General features: G+C 62.0%; 16 protein-coding genes. 10 read left to right on the top strand and 6 right to left on the bottom strand.

The annotated features are described in order from the left end of the window. Positions 1–91 precede the first annotated feature (91 nt). From VGO04_RS17920 to VGO04_RS17900, 5 genes are all read right to left on the bottom strand, one after another. A complete protein-coding gene (locus tag VGO04_RS17920) occupies positions 92–1,465 on the bottom strand; it encodes an aspartate aminotransferase family protein (protein WP_327497328.1) in 1,374 nt (457 codons plus the stop codon). Positions 1,466–1,503: 38 nt separating this feature from the next. Continuing rightward, positions 1,504–3,000 carry an NAD-dependent succinate-semialdehyde dehydrogenase gene (locus VGO04_RS17915; RefSeq protein WP_327497327.1) on the bottom strand — a complete coding sequence of 499 codons (1,497 nt, stop codon included), beginning with the start codon at positions 2,998–3,000 and terminating at the stop codon, positions 1,504–1,506. A gap of 299 nt (positions 3,001–3,299) precedes the next feature. Continuing rightward, on the bottom strand, positions 3,300–3,782 hold the full coding sequence (locus VGO04_RS17910; RefSeq protein ID WP_327497326.1) for an Lrp/AsnC family transcriptional regulator: 483 nt from the start codon (positions 3,780–3,782) through the stop codon (positions 3,300–3,302). Positions 3,783–3,818: 36 nt separating this feature from the next. Next, positions 3,819–4,421 carry an amino acid synthesis family protein gene (locus VGO04_RS17905; protein WP_327497325.1) on the bottom strand — a complete coding sequence of 201 codons (603 nt, stop codon included), beginning with the start codon at positions 4,419–4,421 and terminating at the stop codon, positions 3,819–3,821. Then, positions 4,418–4,702 carry a hypothetical protein gene (locus VGO04_RS17900; RefSeq protein WP_327497415.1) on the bottom strand — a complete coding sequence of 95 codons (285 nt, stop codon included), beginning with the start codon at positions 4,700–4,702 and terminating at the stop codon, positions 4,418–4,420. Before VGO04_RS17900 ends, VGO04_RS17905 begins: the two co-directional genes overlap by 4 nt. Here VGO04_RS17900 and VGO04_RS17895 point away from each other — a divergent pair. The 10 genes from VGO04_RS17895 (at position 4,592) to VGO04_RS17850 (ending at position 15,764) form a co-directional block, all read left to right on the top strand. Beyond that, positions 4,592–6,397 (top strand): helix-turn-helix domain-containing protein, encoded by a 1,806-nt coding sequence (locus VGO04_RS17895; RefSeq protein ID WP_327497324.1) that lies wholly within the window; start codon positions 4,592–4,594, stop codon positions 6,395–6,397. The genes VGO04_RS17900 and VGO04_RS17895 overlap by 111 nt on opposite strands. 182 nt (positions 6,398–6,579) lie before the next feature. Continuing rightward, a complete protein-coding gene (locus VGO04_RS17890) occupies positions 6,580–7,563 on the top strand; it encodes a flavin reductase (RefSeq protein WP_327497405.1) in 984 nt (327 codons plus the stop codon). Between the two features lies 1 nt (position 7,564). Then, on the top strand, positions 7,565–9,079 hold the full coding sequence (locus tag VGO04_RS17885; protein WP_327497323.1) for an aldehyde dehydrogenase: 1,515 nt from the start codon (positions 7,565–7,567) through the stop codon (positions 9,077–9,079). 35 nt (positions 9,080–9,114) lie between these two features. Then, positions 9,115–10,191 (top strand): LLM class flavin-dependent oxidoreductase, encoded by a 1,077-nt coding sequence (locus tag VGO04_RS17880; protein WP_327497322.1) that lies wholly within the window; start codon positions 9,115–9,117, stop codon positions 10,189–10,191. Between the two features lie 2 nt (positions 10,192–10,193). Next, positions 10,194–11,003: an alpha/beta fold hydrolase gene (locus VGO04_RS17875; RefSeq protein ID WP_327497321.1), complete on the top strand. Its 810-nt coding sequence runs from the start codon at positions 10,194–10,196 to the stop codon at positions 11,001–11,003. Next, positions 10,996–11,385 carry a carboxymuconolactone decarboxylase family protein gene (locus VGO04_RS17870; protein ID WP_327497320.1) on the top strand — a complete coding sequence of 130 codons (390 nt, stop codon included), beginning with the start codon at positions 10,996–10,998 and terminating at the stop codon, positions 11,383–11,385. Before VGO04_RS17875 ends, VGO04_RS17870 begins: the two co-directional genes overlap by 8 nt. Before the next feature lie 141 nt (positions 11,386–11,526). Beyond that, positions 11,527–12,360, top strand: coding sequence for a transporter substrate-binding domain-containing protein (locus VGO04_RS17865; RefSeq protein WP_327497319.1), 834 nt, complete (start codon positions 11,527–11,529; stop codon positions 12,358–12,360). A gap of 59 nt (positions 12,361–12,419) precedes the next feature. Next, positions 12,420–13,394, top strand: a complete 975-nt coding sequence (locus VGO04_RS17860; protein WP_327497318.1) for an amino acid ABC transporter permease — start codon at positions 12,420–12,422, stop codon at positions 13,392–13,394. Then, positions 13,391–14,134, top strand: a complete 744-nt coding sequence (locus VGO04_RS17855; protein WP_327497317.1) for an amino acid ABC transporter ATP-binding protein — start codon at positions 13,391–13,393, stop codon at positions 14,132–14,134. The genes VGO04_RS17860 and VGO04_RS17855 overlap by 4 nt, the downstream gene beginning before the upstream one ends. A gap of 244 nt (positions 14,135–14,378) precedes the next feature. Further along, a complete protein-coding gene (locus VGO04_RS17850; RefSeq protein WP_327497315.1) occupies positions 14,379–15,764 on the top strand; it encodes a sulfite oxidase in 1,386 nt (461 codons plus the stop codon). Positions 15,765–15,869: 105 nt separating this feature from the next. Here the strand turns inward: VGO04_RS17850 and VGO04_RS17845 are convergent. Then, positions 15,870–16,080: helix-turn-helix domain-containing protein (locus VGO04_RS17845; protein WP_327497314.1), on the bottom strand; the 211-nt coding region annotated here is incomplete at its 5' end.

The raw sequence follows: 16,080 nt of genomic DNA, 5'->3' as shown, positions 1-16,080 counted from the left end.
GGTCGCTGGCGCGGCCGGGCAGGTGAGGTGTGGATGAATACCTGAGCGAAGTGGGCGCGAGAAGTAACGGTCCATGCGCCTCGCGACATGCCTAGCCAAGAACGGTCGCGATCGCGGCTGCGGCCGCTTTGACGACGATGTCGGCCTCTTGCCTCGTGAGGCAGAGTGGCGGCGCAAAGCCAAGGATATCGCCTTGCGGCATGGCGCGACCGATGACGCCGCGTTCGAGGAGAGCAGCAGCGATCTGCGGGCCGACCTTCTTTGCCGGATCGAAGAAGGCCCGATCGTCCTTGTCCTCGACGAACTCGATCGCGGCCATCAGGCCGTCGCCGCGAACCTCGCCCACGTGTTTGTGGTCACCAAGAGCGTTTGCCAGTTCGGCACGAAAATAGGCGCCCGTGCTGCCTGCGTTCTCAACCAGGCCCAACTCGTCGATCAGTTCGAGGTTTGCTACGCCCGCGGCTGCGCAGATCGGGTGAGCCGAATAGGTCCATCCGTGGCCGATAGCGCCCAACTCATCGGAACCCTGGACGAGAACCTGCCAGACCTTGTCGGACACGATCGTGCCGGAGAGTGGTGCGTAGGCCGAAGTGAGCCCCTTGGCGATGGTGATGAGGTCGGGCTTCATGCCGTAGTGGTCGGAACCGAACATCGTTCCGAGACGGCCAAAGCCGGTCACGACCTCGTCTGCGACAAGCAGGATGTCGTATTTTTCGAGGACCTCCTGGATCTTCTGCCAGTAGCCCTTCGGCGGGGGCACGATGCCGCCGGTGCCGAGGATCGGTTCGCCGATGAAGGCGGCGATCGTCTCTGGACCTTCGGCCAGGATCATCTCCTCGAGCTTGTTGGCGCAATATTGCGAGAACTGCTCCTCATTCATCGAGCGGTCCGGGCGGCGGAAGAAGTAGGGCGCTTCGGTGTGAAGGATCGGCGCGCGCGGCAGGTCGAAGGCGTTGTGGAAGAGATGCAGTCCTGTCAGCGAGCCGGTCATGACGCCGGAGCCGTGATAACCGCGCCAACGCGAGATGATCTTCTTCTTCTCGGGGCGCCCAAGGATGTTGTTGTAGTACCAGATCAGCTTGATGTTGGTCTCGTTGGCATCCGAGCCTGACAGGCCGAAATAGACACGGCTCATGCCCTCAGGCGCACGATCGATGATCATCTTCGACAGTCTGATCGACGCGTCGGTGCCGTGGCCGACATAGGCGTGATAATAGGCCAGGTTCTTGGCTTGCTCGGCAATGGCGTCGGCAATCTTCTGCCGGCCATAGCCCACATTGACGCAATAGAGCCCGGCGAAGGCGTCGAGGCTGGTGCGGCCGTTGGTGTCGGTAATATAGGCGCCTTCGCCGCCGGCGATCACGCGGGTTGGGGTCTCGCCGCGGGCATGCATGCCCATGTGTGTGGACGGATGGAAGAAGTGGTCACGGTCCCAGGCGGCAGTTTCGTTGTTCCGGTCGAGCATGGTGTTTCCTTTCGCGAATAGAATGCGGGCGCCAGCGATCAGGCGGCGGTGTCGATGCAGAGATATTTGAGCTCGGTGAAGGCCTCGATGCCGTGGCGCGAACCCTCACGCCCGAGGCCCGATTGCTTCCAGCCGCCGAAGGGGATCGGGCCGCCGGTGATCTTCACGCGGTTGATAGCGATCATGCCGTATTCGAGCGCCCGGCCGAGCCGCATCTGACGCGCGCCGTTTTCCGTCACGACATAGGCGACAAGGCCGTATTCGGTGTCGTTTGCTCGTGCGATCACTTCGGCCTCGCTGTCGAAGGCCGTGACCGCTGCGACCGGGCCGAACGTTTCCTCGCGCATGATCAGCGCCTCGTCTGGCACGTCCGTCAGTAGGGTCGGTTCGAAGAAGTTGGAGCCCGCCGGATGGCGCTTGCCGCCGGCGATGAGTGTCGCTCCGTGGTGCAGGGCGTCGGCCACATGCTCCTCGGCTTTCGCCACCGCGCGGGCGTGCATCAATGGACCGATCGCGCTTCCCTCCGTCAGGCCATCGCCAACCTTCAAGGCGGCGACACGACGGGCGAGAGCCGCGTTGAATTTGGCAAGTATCGGCCGCTCGACGAAGATGCGGTTGGCGGCAAGGCAATCCTGTCCGGACGTGGCAAACTTCGCGTTGACGGCGATGTCGACGGCTCGATCCAAATCGGCATCGCTGAAGATGATTAGCGGCGCATGGCCCCCAAGCTCCATCACCAGGCGCTTCATGGTTGGGGCGCATTGCTCGGCGATCAACTTGCCGATGGCCGTGGAGCCGGTGAAACTGATTGCCCGTACCCGCTTGTCTTCGCAGAGCCGTCCGACGATCGTCGCTGCATCGCCGGTGACCACATTGAAGACGCCCGCGGGCAGACCGGCGCGCTCCCCGAGCTCGGCCAGCGCCAAGGCCGAAAGCGGCGTTTCGGACGATGGGTGCGCCACGACGGTACAACCCGCGGCGAGCGCTGCTGCTGCCTTGCGTGTGATCATCGCCGACGGGAAGTTCCAGGGCGTCACGATGCCGACGACGCCAAGCGCCTCACGCCGCACGATCATCTCCGCGCCGGGCAGATGGCTGGTCACGCTCTCGGCATTCAGCCGCTTTCCCTCTTCGGCGTACCATTCGACGAAGGAGGCGGCGTAGTCGATTTCGCCGAGGGATTCGCAAAGCGGCTTGCCCTGTTCCAGCGTCATGATCAACGCCAGGTCCTGCTTGGCAGCGATGATCAGCTCGAACCACTTGCGCAGGATGGTTGCCCGCTCCTGAGGCAACAATGCCCGCCATCGCGACAGGGCTTTCTCTGCTGCATCGATCGCACGCTCCGTTTCTTCTGCGCCAAGACTTGCCACCCAGGCGAGCGAGATGTTCGAAGCAGGGTCGGTTACCTCGAAATTGGCGCCGTTGCGCGATCCGGTCCAGCGGCCGTCGACATAGGAAAGATTGCGCAGCAGGTGGCGATCGCGCAGGCGAGACAGGGCCTCGTGATAATCGGGGCGGGCAAACACGGCTGTCATTGGCGATTCCTCTCTTCTGTCGTCGTCGATTGTTCACGGCGGCTGGAGAGAGATTGTCCATTGAAGGCCGTGACGAGAGACAATCTGTCCAAGAGCACCCGGTGGATGAGAGAGAATGACTATCTCGGGGAACGGCAAATACGGAGGCGCGCAATGGGGGCAGCTCGCGCCGCGATGGGGATTTTTAGAGGAAGAGCTAGAGCATCCTGCCGTCAGGTGGAATTACGTGCAGGCGGAAAGATGCCCAAGAATCAGAGTGCTAGTGCGTCCTTTGTGCGTTCGAATGAACGCACGGCGCTCTAGGCTTCGTCGGCCACCAGCAAGGACACGGGAAGCACGGGTTCTTCCTTGACGGTCTTGGTGACGATGTAGGTGAAATAGCGCGCGATGCCGAGTTCGCGGTCGAGAAGCGCATCGATCAGGCGCTGATAGGCGTCGATGTCGGCGGCAACAATTTTCAGGATGTAATCGACGCCGCCGCCAACCGACCAGCAGCAGACGATTTCCGGGATGTCCCGAACGGCGCGTTCGAACCGGTCAAAGTCGCCCTGGCGGTGGTTGGCGAGCGTCAGTTCGACCATCACGCTTGCAACCGGTGCGACCCGCCGCAATGCCACATGCGCATGGTAGCCGCTGATGATGCCGGCCTTTTCCAGCTTGCGCAGCCGCATCCAGCAGGGGGTAGGCGAAAGGCCCGCCTTTTCGGCGAGCGCTAGTTTGGTGATGCGGCCATCCCGCTGGATTGCATCGAGAATGCGCAGGTCGATCGCATCAAGCTTCATGCCAAACTCCCGCGCAACTCGTCTTGTCTGCTCTTATCAAGCCTTGCCGGACAATGCAGCCTTTTCCGCATCCATTTCGGCGATGTCCTGGAAACGGTCGGCAATGCGGGCATGGGCGCGACCGTTGTCGGAGGCGCCGATCGCGACGATGATTTCGTCCGGACCCGGGGCGTCTGCGATCTGGAAATTGGCCGTCAGGAAATGTGAGCGTTTGCCGCTCTCGCTCTTGTGCATCATCGGCAGGGAGAGAAGCGCACCCGGTGCGTTGCGGGTGTTGGCGAACTCGAGGTAGTTCGTGCCGCCGATCGCTTCGCGGAAAGGATTGCCGAAGCGCAGGGTATGGATCATCGCCGAGGCGTGCTCGATTTCGCCATTGATGCCGACCGCAGCTGCCTTGCCGCAAGCCTCGATCCGTTCCGGCTGCATTTGGTGCAGCAGCCGTCCTGTCATCTCATGGCTGAGGTCGCTGGCGATCCGGATGATTTCTGGCCTGAGGTTCTCGACGAAGCCGCGGCCTGCCCAGGGATTCTGGATCACTGCCGCGACCACAACGATATTGACGGGGCGGGGTGCCGCCTTGCCGCCCTCCACCAGCGTTTCTTCAAGGAATGTGCAGATTTTTCGAATGCCGATGGTCATTTGATTTGCCGTTTCCGCTTGTTGGGATTGCTTCGCACCCTAGCGGGATCGTCTGATGGTGCTTCCTCCATTTCGTCGGAAGATGTGCGCCGGGACTTCGCGGAAGCGGAGTAGACTTTGGCCTTGGCCGGGCGCATGGTTGGTTGATAGATGTCAAGAGGCGAGACGTTTTGGATCAGAAGTCCCGGATACTGGCGCTCCGCGACGTCGCCAGTCAGATCAACAGCGGTGGCGATCTCCAGACGGTGCTGCAGCAGCTCATTGCGGCTGCGTGTCGCCATGCGAACTGGTCTTTAGGATCGATCATGGGCATTGATGCGGCCCATGGTTATGCGCATGTCATCGTGCGGTACGACCCGACATTGATCCAGCGGTCGCTCCCCGACAAATGGGAGCTGGCAACAAGTCCGTCGCTCATCGCTCTGCAGCGAAATGAACCCGTCTACATCCGCGACGCGCGCGAAACCGCCGAATTTCCAGGCTATCGGAAGGAGGCCTTCGAGCGCGACTACCGCACCGTTCTCGTCATGCCGATGAACTGCAGCGACGCTGAGGGCCGGCCGATGGTCTTGAGCGTCATCGCACGGCAGGTGACGGACGTTTCCGAAGACGATCTCGCCTTTCTTGGCACGGTCATTCACCTCGGGGCTGTTGCCGTCGAGCGCGAACACCAACTGGAAAAGCAGAAGGTCTCGGCCCAGCGTCTGGAGCGGGCGTTGAAGGCCCACACCTCGCTTCTGGAGCATGTTCTGACCGATGGTTCGGTCTCGTCGCTTTCCGCCATGGTCGGAACGATGTTGCCCAATCCGACTGTCGTCGTCGATTTCACGGCAAACCAGGTCATGGCCGGCAAATCGCCGAACGCGGTCCTCTTCGACGACGCGAGTTGGCAAGAGGCCGCTTCGACCGCACTTGCCCGGCCGCTGATGAAGGCGGCGCGTGACGCTGTCGAGAGGGGAACGGCCGAGGCGACGAGCCTGTTTCTGGATGACGGCAAGCAGCGTTTCCGGATCACCGCGCGCATCGAGGGGCTGACGGTCGACATGCAACTGGTTGGCGCTCTGGTCATCTTTCCGACCTCGCAAGAATTCAGCGAGCTCGACCTCCTGATGCTCGACAGTGCCAAATTTGCTTTGAGCGTGCAGATGATGCGCAGCTTCATTCGCTTCCGTTTCGAAACGCGAACGCAGACCGAGCTTTTCTTCGAGGTGGTGGAAGGGCGCTGGCGCAACGCGAACGACATATCCCAGCGGGCGCAGCGCCTGGGGCTCAGTTTCGCAGCGCCGCAGCAGATGATCGTCGTCGATTTTCCGGAAAAGACCAAAGCGTTCGGCGGCGCGTCCGTTGATGTCGAGCACACGCTGTCACGCATCATGCAACAGGCGTCCCTGCAAGCGAGCCTTGTCGCGATCGACGGCGGTGTGGTTTGCCTCGTGCCTCCGGAAAATGGCAAGCGGCAGGAGCGTATGGTGAAGCTCACGCGCCGCATTGCAGAGGAACTCGGTCGCTACTTCGACGAGGAACCGATCGTGGTGGCCGGCAATCGTTGCTCCTCGCTCGGCGATTATCCGGCTGCCTGGGAGCGATGCGTGCGGATGATCGGCATCGGTCGTTCCTTTGGGCTCACGGGGGCAATCTCGGCCCAGGATTTCGGGCCACTCCCGATGCTGGTGGCAGCCTGCGAAGCGGCTGACGTGCGTGGCTTCGTTCAGGAAAGCATCGGCGCCATCGCCGACCATGATCGTGAAAACGGAACGCCCTACCTCGAGACCCTGTCGGTCTATCTTCAGGAAGGCTGCCGAAGCCAGGCCTGCGCCGATACGATGGGCCTGCACGTCACGACGCTGCGCTATCGGTTGACGCGAATCCAGGAACTCTTCGGCATCGACATCGAGACGCCGGAAAAGCGGTTTGCCGTCGAGCTTGCGCTTCGCCTGCACGGTGTCATCGACAACCGTTCCTCGGCGCGCGCCTGAAATTTCTCTACGCCTGAAGCGCCCTTCGCGACGGGATCGCCACGCCCCTTTTCGGCTTTCACACCCCTGCTCGGGATCAATGCAGAAGTTCCCGATCTCTTCCTACTAAAGCACGGAAGAACGGCGGCGATGGCAGCGTTAGCCTCCTCTCAATCTGATCGAGAGGGGGGTACGAACGCATGGTGGTCGAAGATGCATCGAGGGACGCGCCGATCGATCCCATTGCGCTGCGCCGCGCCTTCGGAACTTTCGTGACCGGCGTCACCGTCATCACGACCCGCGACGAGGATGGCACGCCGCGCGGCATGACGGCGAACTCCTTTACCTCCGTTTCGCTGGATCCGCCGCTGCTTCTCGTCTGCGTCGCGAAGTCGGCGTCGAGCTACCAGGCCTTCACCAGCGCGGGGTGCTTCGCAGTCAACATCCTGCACGAGGGACAGGTCGATGTCTCCGGTACCTTCGCCTCGAAGGCGCAAGACAAGTTCCAGTCCGTGACCCACGACAATATTCACACCGGCGCGCCGGTGCTGACGGACAGTCTGACCTGGTTTGATTGCACCACCTTCAGCACCGTCGATGCCGGCGACCATGCGGTTCTGATCGGCCAGGTGCGCGCATTCGGGACGAGCCCGACAGCACCCCTCGGTTTCTGCCGCGGTCGTTACGCGAGCGTCAAGGATCCGCTTCCGAACGGCTGGCTTGCCTCTCATGGCATGATCATCGGCTACCTGATCGAGGCGGGTGACCGGCTGCTGCTGCGCGCAGACGGCAAGGGCAACTGGGTCCTGCCCTCGGCGCGGCGTCGCAAGGCGGATAGCCAGCTCGTCGTCGATGGCGGCGATGCGCTTCGCCTCGTGCCGGAGGAAACCTTCCTCTACTCGGTGTTCGATGTTGCCGACAGCGATCCCGGCTATCTCGTCTACCGCGCCCGGCTGGCGGGCGAGGGGACAAACCTGCCAGGCGATCTTCGGTTCTTCTCCATAGACGATCTGCCCTACGAGGCGATCGCCACCCATGAACTCAGATCCATGCTGCGGCGCTATGTGCGTGAGCGGCAGGCGGGACGCTTCGGCATCTACATGGACAGCGATGATGGCGGCCGCGTTGCGATGATCGACGGGCAAGCCCGCGCCTGGCGTCACACCTCCCAAGACCAAGGACAATGACATGAAAACCACAGTCAGCTCCATCGAGGGCTCGCGCCAGCATTTGTTTATCGGCGGGCAGTTCGTGGCGCCGAAGAACGGCAACTACATCGCCAGCTTCGATCCGACCACGGGCGAGTCCTGGTACCATCTTGCCGAGGCGGATGCGGATGACGTCGAGGCCGCCGTGGCCGCAGCCAACGCCGCCTTTCGCGACCCGGCCTGGCGGCGCATGACGCAGACGGATCGCGGCGCGCTGATGCGCCGGCTTGCCGAACTCGTGCGCACCAACGCCGACACGCTCGCCGAAATCGAGACGCGGGACAATGGCAAGCTGCTCAAGGAAACCCGGGCGCAGATGCGCGCCATGCCAGACAGCTACCACTACTTCGCTGGCATGGCCGACAAGCTGCAGGGCGAGACGATCCCGATCAACCGCCTCGATACGCTGAACTTCAATCTTCGCGAACCCTTGGGCGTCGTCGGCATGATCACGCCCTGGAATTCGCCGCTGATGCTTTTGACCGGTACGCTGGCGCCGTGCCTGGCGATCGGCAATACCGTCGTCATCAAGCCTTCGGAGCACGCAACGGCCTCGACGCTGGCGCTGGCAGAACTGATCCACGAGGCGGGCTTCCCGACCGGCGTCGTCAATGTCGTGACGGGTACGGGAAAGAGCGCCGGCGAGGCGCTGACCCGCCATCCCGGTGTTTCGAAATACGTCTTCACCGGAAGCACGGCCACCGGCCGGCGCATCGCCGGAAACGCAGCCGAAAACCTCGTACCCTGCTCGATGGAGCTCGGCGGCAAATCTCCCCACGTGGTCTTTGGCGACGTGGAAATCGAACACGCTGTGAACGGCGTCGTCTCCGGTGTCTTTGCAGCGGCCGGCCAGACCTGTGTGGCGGGTTCGCGCTGCTTCGTCGAGGCGCGCGTCTACGGCAAGTTCATCGATGCCCTCGTTGCAAGGACCGAACGCATCCGCGTCGGTCTGCCGACGGTCGACGATACCGATATCGGTCCGCTGGCGCTCGCCGACCAGCTCTCGAAGGTCGAGGGCTATGTCGCGTCCGGCGTCAAGGAAGGGGCGAAGGTCGCAACCGGTGGCCGTCGACCGCGCAGGGACGGACTTGCCGACAGCGGCTGGTACTTCGAGCCGACCGTGATGATCGACGCGCAAAACGACATGAGCTTCATGCGCGATGAACTCTTCGGCCCCGTGGTCGGCGTCATGCCGTTTCACGACGAGGAGGAGATGATCCGGCTCGCCAACGACACGCGCTACGGCCTCGCGTCCGGCATCTGGACCAAGGACATCGATCGGGCCCTGCGTTTCGCCAACCGGATCGATGCCGGCACCGTCTGGATCAACACCTATCGCTCCGCCTCGTTCATGTCCGCCAACGGTGGCTTCAAGGAAAGCGGCTACGGCCGGCGCGGCGGCTTCGAGGTCATGCACGAGTTCTCTCGTCTGAAGAACATCATCGTCGATTACTCCGGCGCGATGCAGGACCCCTTCGTCATTCGCCTGAAGTAACGACAACCGCTCGGGCACAGGAAAGGCAGAAAATCATGAAGTTCGCAGTCTCCCTCACGATGGAACGCTTCTCTCCGGACGTGCCGATGGAGCGGGTGAAAAGCAACCTGCTTCAGCTCGCGCGCATTGCCGACGAAGGCGGCTTCGAGGCGCTCTGGACGGCGGAGCATCATACGCTCGAATGCACGATCTCGCCCAACCCGTTCCAGACGCTGGTCTGGCTTGCCCAGCACACCGACCGCATCCGGCTGGGCACGTCGACGCTGGTGGCGCCCTACTGGAACCCGATCCGGCTCGCAGGCGAGTCGGCGCTTTGCGACCACCTGACCAACGGGCGTTTGGAGTTCGGTATCGCACGTGGTTCCTACCAGTACGAATTCGATCGCATGGCTGGCGGCATGCCACAGCAGGAAGGCGTGGCCTACATGAAGGAGATCGTGCCGGCGGTTAAAAAACTCTGGGCCGGCGACTACGCGCATGAGGGGCAATACTGGAACTTTCCGATCACCGCGGCGGTGCCGAAGCCGCTGCAACAGCCGCATCCGCCGATCTGGGTGGCGGCGCGCGACCCGGGGACCTTCGACTGGGCGATCGCCAACGGCGCGAGCATCCTGTCCACGCCGCTCTCTGCGCCGGCTGCGGAAATCCAGGTGCTTTCCGACAAGTTCCACAAGGCGGTCGCCGATCATCCCGGAGTTCCGCGGCCGCGTTTCATGATGCAGCGCCGCACCTGCGTCTACGACCGGCCTGATGGTTGGGAACGCGCAGTCAAGCACAGCATGGACTACGGCCGCGCCTTCGAGAACCTGATGCAGAACATCGGCGCGGTCCACAACGGGTTCCCCGAAGCCATCCCGTACGAAGCGGTCAAGGGCAAGGACAACTACAATCCGGAAAACATCCGCAAGAACCTGATGTTCGGCACCCCGGACGAGGCGATCGAGAAGCTGCTCGCCTACGAGGCCGCCGGCGTCGATCAATATTGCCTCGGCCTAACCTTCAACCTGCCCTTCGAGCTGCAGAAGCGGACGCTCGAACTGTTCATCACCGAAATCATGCCCTTCTTTGCGGCCCGCGAAAGAGAGCAGAAGCGCGTCGCGGTGGGACGTTGACGATGGCAGGGATGCAGCGCCATACGGTCGGCGAGGTCACGCTCAATTACCGCATCGACGGGGACGGCGAACCGCTCGTCTGCATTCACGGCGTCGGCTCCTATCTGGAGGCGTGGTCGGGCGTGGTCGAACGGTTGAAGGATCGGTTCACGATCCTGACCTTCGATCTGCGCGGCCACGGCCAGTCGAGCCGGGTCACCGGGCGGTACGAGATCGACGACTTCGTCAACGAGACGTTGGCGCTTGCCGATCGGGCGGGGTTTTCCGACTTCAATCTCGCCGGCTTTTCGCTCGGCGGCCTGATCGCCCAGCGCCTGGCGTTGACCCATCTCAGCAGACTGCGCCGGCTCGTTCTGCTATCGACCGTTGCCGGTCGGACGCCGGTCGAGCGCGAGCGCGTTCTGGAGCGCCTCGCAGCGCTTCGGGCCGGTACGCCTGCTGATCACCACAATGCCTCGCTGTCGCGCTGGCTGACGGAAGATTTCCAGGAGCGCAACCCCGAGATCATTGCAAGGCTCAGGTCGCGCGACGCCGAAAACGATCCGGACTGCTATGCCTCTGCCTATCGGGTGCTGGCCGAGACGGATTTCGGCGGCTTCCTTGACCAGATCCGTTGCCCGACACTGATCGCGACCGGCGAGGACGATGCCGGTTCCAATCCGCGCATGGCCAAATACATGCACGAACGCATCCCCGGATCAGAGCTCCGGATCCTGCCGGGTCTGCGCCATTCGATCCTCATCGAAGCGCCTGATGTCGTCGCGGACCTGATGGGTGAGTTTCTCAGCCAGGGAGAGATGGTCGATGGATGAGGTGCTGCGGAAAAGGGGAGAGGCAGTCAGGCGCAAGGTGCTTGGCGACGACTATGTCGATCGGGCAATCGGCAACAGCGATGCCTTTTCGCGTCCCTTCCAGGATCTGCTGAACGAATATTGCTGGGGCACCGCCTGGACGGATGAAGCGCTCGATCTGCAGAGTCGCAGCCTGCTCAACCTTGGAATGCTCGCCGCGCTCAACCGCATGCATGAATTCGGCATCCATTTCCGTGGGGCGATCCGTAACGGCCTGACAGACGATGAGCTTCGCGCGGCACTCGTCCAGATCGCGATCTACTGCGGCATTCCCGCAGGCGTCGAGGCCTTCCGGGTAGCGCGCACTGTCCGAGACGAAATGGACCGGAAAGGAGAGCGCTGACTTCCACGGTTTTGAGGAATGGCCAGCTTTGCACTGCCTCGTATCGCCGGAAGACGGAGGTCCCCTGAGAACTCAAGATCAATCCGACGGCAGGAAGAGGACCCTGCCGGAACCCAGAACGACAAAAGAGGGAACGACAACATGAATACTATCGCCAAACTGACTGCGGCGGCGGCCTCGCTTGCCATTTCGCTCGCGGCACTCCCGGCCCATGCCGGCGCTGTGCTCGACCGCGTGCTCGACGCAAAAACACTGAAGGTCGCGACCGATGCCAACTGGGCACCGCAGTCTTTCATGAATGAAAATAACGAGATGGACGGCTTCGACGTCGATGTCGCCAAGGAAGTCGCCAAGCGCCTCGGCGTCGGCGTCGAGTTCGTCACCCCGGGCTGGGACATCATCACCGCCGGCAACTGGCAGGGCCGCTGGGACATGCACATCGGCTCGATGACGCCGACCAAGGAACGCGCCAAGATCTTCGATTTCCCCGCCGTCTACTATTACACGCCGGCTGCTGTCGCAGTTCACAAGGATAGCTCCGCCGTCAGCTTGATCGACCTGGACGGCAAGGTGGTCGGCACGACAGCGACGTCAACCTTCGAGGCCTACGCCAAGCAGGAATTGACGCTCGATGCCGCCGGTGCGCCGGCTTTCGAATATGTGTTCAAGCCGACGGAAGTGAAGTCCTACGCCAATTCGACGACTGCCTTCGACGACCTGCGCCTCGGCGACGGTGTCCGCCTCGACGCGGTGGTGTCGTCGCTGCCGAGCATCCGCGACGCCATCAAGGCGGGTTATCCGATCAAGCAGGTCGGCGATCCGGTCTTCTACGAGCCGCTCGCAGTCGCCATCGAACACGGCGACAAGGAACTGAACGACAAGATCGCTGAAGCAATCAAGGCGATGCAGAGCGACGGCACGCTGAGCAAGCTGTCCGAGAAGTGGTACGGCGTCGACTACACCGTCGTTAAGTAGCCTGTTACTTCCGGCGGTCCGGGTCGGTCCGGATCGCCACTTTGTCCAGAGGGCCCAAGATGCTTTACCCGGATACCGTCGAGTCCGAAATACTCGTCCACAAACCACGGTTCGTCGCGACGATGTTCGCCGCAGCGCTTCTCGTCTTCACCGCCTTCAATCTGACCGGGACGACGATGGGCGAACTCATGCGCCCGGTAATAGGAGAGCCGTTGGAGAGCGGCTTCTATGGTCGCTTCGCCATCGCCCTCGTGATCGCAGCACTTTTTTGCCTGAACATCGTTCTGATCGGCTTTGCGAGCCTCAGGGTGCAGATCGCCATTGTCTGGCTTGAGCTTCTCGCGCTGTTTCTCGCCTTCTTCCAGACGTTTCACTTGAGCCTGCCCTTTATCGAGCAGAAGCTGCCTTTCCTGATCGCCCAGGGCCTTGTGACCACCGTGTACGTATCGGCGATCTCGATCGCAATCGCTTCGCTCATTGCGATCCTTGGCGCTGTGGCCAAGCTGTCGAGCAACGGCTTTGCCTACGCGATCGCCAGCTTCTACACATCGTTCTTTCGCGGGCTGCCGCTCCTGATGCAGGTCTATTTGATCTATCTGGGCCTGCCGCAACTCGGCATCATCATCGACGCGGTTCCGGCCGGCATTCTCGCACTTTCGCTCTGCTACGGCGCCTATATGACGGAGATCTTCCGCTCGGGCATCCAGAGCATCGACCGCGGCCAGTGGGAAGCTTCCCGGTCGATCGGCTTTGGCTTTGGGCTGACCATGCGCAAGATCATCCTGCCGCAGGCACTTCCCGTCATCATTCCGCCGACCGGCAACCAGTTCATCTCCATGCTGAAAGACAGCTCGCTCGTTTCCGTGATTGGCGTCTGGGAGTTGATGTTCCTGGCGCGCACGCTTGGGCAGAAGACCTTCCAGCACATGGAGATGCTGATCTCGGCCGCCATGCTCTACTGGATCATGTCCATTTGTCTTGAGCTCATCCAGTCCCGCATCGAACGCCACTATGCCAGGAGCAAGGTCAGATGAGTGCTGAAACCATCATCGACGTCCGGAACGTTTCCAAGTGGTACGGCGCCTTTCAGGTCCTGACCGACATCAACCTGAAGGTCCGAAAAGGCGAGCGCATCGTTATCTGCGGCCCGTCCGGGTCGGGCAAATCGACCTTGATCCGCTGCTTCAATCGACTGGAGGCGCATCAGGAAGGTGAGATCGTCGTCAACGGTATCAACCTCCACAACAGGATGCGCAATGTCGGTGACGTGCGTCGCAACGTCGGCATGGTGTTCCAGCACTTCAATCTCTTTCCGCACATGACGGTTCTGATGAACTGCATGGTCGGCCCGATGTGGATCAACGGCGTGCCGGAGGACGAGGCGAGGAAACGGGCGCTAACGTTTCTCGAACGGGTGCGTATTCCGGAACAGGCGCACAAGTTCCCGGTCCAGCTTTCCGGCGGCCAGCAACAGCGCGTGGCAATTGCCCGCTCTCTCTGCATGCAGCCGGCCGTGATGTTGTTCGACGAGCCCACGTCAGCCCTCGATCCCGAAATGGTGTCGGAGGTGCTCGAAACCATGACAGGTCTTGCCAAGGACGGCATGACAATGGTCTGCGTCACCCACGAAATGGGGTTCGCCCGGGCGGTTGCTGACCGCGTGATCTTCATGAACTCCGGGAAGATCGTTGAGGAAGCAAAACCCGACGAGTTTTTTACCAATCCCCGGCACGAGCGAACGAAACTCTTCCTCAGCCAGATCCTGAAGCACTGACGAGCCTCGACAGGCTGCTCAGGCAGCCAAGAAACGAAGGCGATGCGATCATTCTCCGGGCGAACGCGAAGCCGGGGCGTGATACGTTGTGTCCGATGGATTGTCTGGTCCCGTCAGGTTCTATCGGCCTCGCACAGGTACTGGGATGATCTTTTGTTCCGCCGGCAGTTCGACGCGCCTCAAGGATCAGACTTGACCGGCTTCGGACAGAGCGGCGGCGACGCGGCTTGGTACGGAGTTCTCTATGGCCTTGTTTATTGTGCATCATGAGTACGCGCCCGACACTTGCCCGGCGCGCGATCCGGACAAGGCGATGGAGTTGCTGAACCATTTGAGCCGGCCGAGCGCTGCTCGCTGCGGCGTGCAGATCAAGGCGGAGGCCGTTGCGCAGGGGTCACATTCGTTGATCTTGATTGCGGAAGCGGCGGACGAAGCCGTTCTCGACGCGTATTTGGCTCCATTTCGCGAAGCCGGTCAGGTCAAAGTGACCGTTGCGACGTCGTGGGCTGCAGTGGTTTCCGGCGGCGCCTGCGATGCCAGCCCTATGGACATGTTGCTCGACCCCGCAGACGCCTGCCAGGATGCCCTTGAGGCCGGGCTTCTTATTCACCGCGTCCATCCGCTGAACGGTGAAACGTCAGTGCCGGACCTTGCAGGTGGGGCGGTGATGCCCAACGGTCGCTTCTACCTGCGTAACCACTTCGATATCCCGAACCTCGACGGCGATGCCTACAGGCTTTCGGTCGGCGGTATGGTCGAAAGGCCGCTGAGCCTGTGCATGAGGGAGCTTCACAACCTTCGTGCCGAAAGCCGCGTGGTGACGCTGGAATGCGCCGGTAACGGCCGCAGCTTTTTCGATCCGGCCGTGCCTGGCGAACCCTGGGGGGTGGGCGCCGTCAGCACCGCCGAGTGGACCGGCGTTCCGCTGATGGAGGTGCTGGAGAGGGCAGGCCTGCGGTCGGGCGCGACAGAATTGATATTTCGCGGCGCTGACAGCGGGCTCGTCGACGGGCACGACACGCCGATCCGCTTCGAGCGTGGGCTCAGCCTCGACCAGGTCCGGGAAACGGGGGCGCTTCTTGCCTACGAGATGAACGGCGAGCCGCTGTCTTCGCCCCATGGTTATCCGTTGCGGCTGATCGTGCCCGGTTGGTATGCGGTGACCTCCGTCAAATGGTTGACCGAGATCGTCGTTACCGATCAGCCCTGCGAGGCCTACTATCAAGCGGAGAAGTACTGGTTTCATTGGGCCCGGAACGGGCGCGACGAGCGCGCGCCGGTTGAGCTTATGAATGTACGAGCGCTGATATCTTCGCCTGATGAGGGGGAGCGCCTGCCGCTTGGCGAGACCGCGATCCGGGGTGTCGCGTGGTCGGGCGTCGGGTGCATATCCAGGGTCGACGTAAGCCTGAATGGCGGCTCGTGGCGCGAGGCGCGGCTCATTGGCGAGCAGCGGCCCTCTTCCTGGCAATGGTGGGAGCTTATCACGCGGCTGGACGAGACGGGGCCGCTCATGGTGCGGGCGCGCGCCACAGACATGGCGGGCCGGACTCAGCCTGAGCGCGCTGAGTGGAACCGACTGGGGTACGGCAACAACTCCATCCACTCGGTATTGGCACATGTAATCTGAAGGCAGTAACCGGATCAGGGCGACAGGTTTGATGGTGGTTCCTTGCCTGAAAACAGCGTCTCCATGCAATCGGCACTTTTTTCGCTGAGACGGCCTCGGGATGGCTCACGTCGCGTGTTGTGCTCTGAGCTTGCTCGGCGTTTGTCCGTAGGTCCTGGCGAAAATCCTGGAGAAATGGCCGGCGCTTTCGAAACCGACTTCGAGGGCAATCTCGATCAATGAAGCATCCGTCTGGGTGAGAAGATGCTTGGCACGCTCCAGCCGGAACTTCCGGTAGACGAGCGCTGGCGACATCTTCGCCTTTTCCATGAACAGC

The organism is Ensifer sp. (genome assembly GCF_035999185.1).
Taxonomy (GTDB): domain Bacteria; phylum Pseudomonadota; class Alphaproteobacteria; order Rhizobiales; family Rhizobiaceae; genus Ensifer.
This window is presented reverse-complemented; position numbering and strand designations above follow the sequence as displayed.

Coding starts and splice junctions, on each gene's coding strand:
- VGO04_RS17920 (WP_327497328.1), bottom strand. CDS start 1,465: ATGCTCGACCGGAACAACGAAACTGCCGCCTGGGACCGTGACCACTTC.
- VGO04_RS17915 (WP_327497327.1), bottom strand. CDS start 3,000: ATGACAGCCGTGTTTGCCCGCCCCGATTATCACGAGGCCCTGTCTCGC.
- VGO04_RS17910 (WP_327497326.1), bottom strand. CDS start 3,782: ATGAAGCTTGATGCGATCGACCTGCGCATTCTCGATGCAATCCAGCGG.
- VGO04_RS17905 (WP_327497325.1), bottom strand. CDS start 4,421: ATGACCATCGGCATTCGAAAAATCTGCACATTCCTTGAAGAAACGCTG.
- VGO04_RS17900 (WP_327497415.1), bottom strand. CDS start 4,702: ATGGCGACACGCAGCCGCAATGAGCTGCTGCAGCACCGTCTGGAGATC.
- VGO04_RS17885 (WP_327497323.1), top strand. CDS start 7,565: ATGAAAACCACAGTCAGCTCCATCGAGGGCTCGCGCCAGCATTTGTTT.
- VGO04_RS17880 (WP_327497322.1), top strand. CDS start 9,115: ATGAAGTTCGCAGTCTCCCTCACGATGGAACGCTTCTCTCCGGACGTG.
- VGO04_RS17875 (WP_327497321.1), top strand. CDS start 10,194: ATGGCAGGGATGCAGCGCCATACGGTCGGCGAGGTCACGCTCAATTAC.
- VGO04_RS17870 (WP_327497320.1), top strand. CDS start 10,996: ATGGATGAGGTGCTGCGGAAAAGGGGAGAGGCAGTCAGGCGCAAGGTG.
- VGO04_RS17865 (WP_327497319.1), top strand. CDS start 11,527: ATGAATACTATCGCCAAACTGACTGCGGCGGCGGCCTCGCTTGCCATT.
- VGO04_RS17860 (WP_327497318.1), top strand. CDS start 12,420: ATGCTTTACCCGGATACCGTCGAGTCCGAAATACTCGTCCACAAACCA.
- VGO04_RS17855 (WP_327497317.1), top strand. CDS start 13,391: ATGAGTGCTGAAACCATCATCGACGTCCGGAACGTTTCCAAGTGGTAC.
- VGO04_RS17850 (WP_327497315.1), top strand. CDS start 14,379: ATGGCCTTGTTTATTGTGCATCATGAGTACGCGCCCGACACTTGCCCG.